This is a genomic window from Micromonospora sp. MH33, from assembly GCF_003013775.1.
GTDB lineage: Bacteria > Actinomycetota > Actinomycetes > Mycobacteriales > Micromonosporaceae > Micromonospora > Micromonospora fulviviridis.
The window spans coordinates 1-2290 of record NZ_MUYZ01000548.1; the positions used below are offsets into that span (position 1 = coordinate 1).

Annotated in this window: 2 protein-coding genes and 1 pseudogene; 1 reads left to right on the forward strand and 2 read right to left on the reverse strand. The window is 75.5% G+C overall.

Features of this window, described 5'->3' with window-relative positions; genetic code table 11:
- Positions 1-481 (reverse strand): annotated as a pseudogene (locus tag B0E53_RS35615) (helix-turn-helix transcriptional regulator); the annotation flags it as partial.
- A 254-nt stretch (positions 482-735) separates the two neighbouring features.
- Between B0E53_RS35615 and B0E53_RS35620 the strand changes: the two are divergent.
- Positions 736-1119 carry a WhiB family transcriptional regulator gene (locus B0E53_RS35620; RefSeq protein WP_107079839.1) on the forward strand — a complete coding sequence of 128 codons (384 nt, stop codon included), beginning with the start codon at positions 736-738 and terminating at the stop codon, positions 1117-1119.
- Positions 1120-1189: 70 nt separating this feature from the next.
- Here B0E53_RS35620 and B0E53_RS35625 read toward each other — a convergent pair.
- A partial coding sequence (locus B0E53_RS35625) for a molybdopterin-dependent oxidoreductase (protein ID WP_146167944.1) occupies positions 1190-2290 on the reverse strand: 1101 nt, incomplete at its 5' end.

Genomic DNA, 2290 nt, shown 5'->3' on the forward strand with positions numbered 1-2290 from the left:
CCGCCGGCCACGCCGTCCCGGCCGGGGTACGCCCTGGCGGGGCCGACCGGGCCGGTCCGCCGACCGCCGCGGCGTCCCGGGCCGGGTCGGTGACCCGGTGCCGGTTCGTGCGCCCGGGGGCGGAGAGCAGCAGCAGCGCCTTCGCGACCGCGCTGGTCAGGTCGTGGTCGGCGTTCTGGATGAGGCCACGCGCCCCGGCGCTGATGGTGGCGGCGGCCGCCTCGGACTCCTCGGCGCCGAGCAGCAGCACCGCGGCCTGCGGGGCGCGGGCGAGCACCCGGCGGACGAAGCCGGCGCTGTCCGGTCGGGTGAGGGCGGTGTCGGCGAGCACCACGTCGACCGGGCGCTCGGCGAGCCGCAGCATCACCTCGGGATCGGAGACGGCGGTCCGGAGCACGCCGGCCAGCCCGAGCCGCGCCGCCGCGGAGGTCAAATGCTGGGCTGCGAGTGGTGTCCGAACGCACACGAGAACGCTACGCACAGTGGTCTCCTCTCCGCCTCAGAGCAGACCACGACGGGGTGTGCTCGGGAGGAGGTTCCGGGCAATCATCCGAACTTTTCCGGCAGATGGGGCATATGCCGCCAACTGTCCGAGCTTTTCGATCACACATGTGTGAGCGCGGGAGAGCCCGGGTACCGAGGGGTCAGTCCGGAACCGGTGTCCCGCGCGGACCGCCGCCCGGCAGGAGCTGGCCACGAGGATTTCCGCGGTGCCGCGCGGGAGGAGGGGTGCTGATGTCGAACGTACGCAGACTGCCCGGACCCATTGTCGACCTGTGGGACTGGCAGCGGCTCGGTGCCTGCCGTGGGCGGGACAGCGCGCAGTTCTTCCACCCCGACGGCGAGCGCGGCTCGTCGCGGTTGCGCCGGGAGTCCGGCGCCAAGGCCGTCTGCCGCGCCTGCCCGGTGCGCGCCGAGTGCGCCGCGCACGCCCTCTCGGTCCGAGAGCCGTACGGCGTGTGGGGCGGGTTCAGCGAGTCGGAGCGGCTGCGGCTGCTCGCCCTCGGTTGGGAGGACCTGGCCGACCGCCGGCAGTCCCGGGTGGACGTCGCCCGGCTGGAGGCCCGCCTGGGCCGGCCGCACAAGTCCGCCGTCCCGGATCAGCGCAAGGTCGCCTGACCGGTTCCGCACAGACCACCCGACGCCGCGCCCGGACCCCCCGGGCGCGGCGTCGTGTCCGGCCCCGACCTCAGCCCACCGTCACCTTGACGGTGTGCCAGCCGGTGGCGCCGTCGGGCGCGACCGGGCGCCGCTGCTCCGGCTGGGTCTCCCCGCCGGCGTCGGTGGCCCGGACCTGGAGGGTGTGCTCGCCCGGGCCGGCGGCCCAGCGCCACGACCACTGCACCCAGGTGTCCACCGAGGCCGTCGGGGCCAGCGTCGCCTCCTGCCAGGGGCCGTCGTCCACGCGTACCTCGACCCTGCGGATACCGCGGTGCTGGGCCCAGGCCACCCCGGCGACCGTGACCGGGCCGACGGTCAGCCGGTTGCGCGGGCGCGGCGTGTCGATCCGCGACTGCGTCTTGATCGGCCCCTGCGCCGACCACCCGCGCGGCACCCAGTACGCGTCGAAGTCCGCGAAGCTGGTCAGCTCCAGCTCGGTCACCCACTTGCACGCCGAGACGTACCCGTAGAGGCCGGGCACCACCATCCGCACCGGGAAGCCGTGCTCGACCGGCAGCGGCTCACCGTTCATCCCGACGGCGAGCAGCGCGTCCCGCCCGTCCCGCAGCACCGCCGTAGGGGTGCCGCAGGTCCAGCCGTCGACCGAGCGGCCGACCACCTGGTCCGCGCCCTCCTCCGGCTGGGCCTCGTCCAGCAGTTCCCGGATCGGCACGCCCAGCCAGCGGGCGTTGCCGACGAGGTCCCCGCCCACCTCGTTGGAGACGCAGGCCAGGGTCACGTAGCGCTCGACCATCGGCCGGGCGAGCAGGTCGTCGAAGCTCAACTCGATCGGGTTGCGGACCCGGCCGTGGATGCGCAGCCGCCAGGTCGCCGGGTCCACCTGCGGCACCACCAGCGCGGTGTCGATCCGGTAGAACTCCCGGTTCGGGGTGACGAAGGGGGCGAGCCGGGTCAGCGACAGGTCCGCGCCGGCCGGCACCGGCGGGGCGGGTGCCACCGGAGCGGGCAGCTTCACCGCCTGCCGGGCCGCCGAGACGCCCCGCTGGCCGGCCAGCCAGTGCCCGCCGAACCCCGCCACCGCCGCCGTACCGGCCAGCAGGCCCACGCCGCGCAGGAACCGGCGCCGCGACTCGTGGTCGCCGGGCTCCAGCGGCTCCCAACCGGCCGG

Coding starts and splice junctions, on each gene's coding strand:
- B0E53_RS35620 (WP_107079839.1), top strand. CDS start 736: ATGTCGAACGTACGCAGACTGCCCGGACCCATTGTCGACCTGTGGGAC.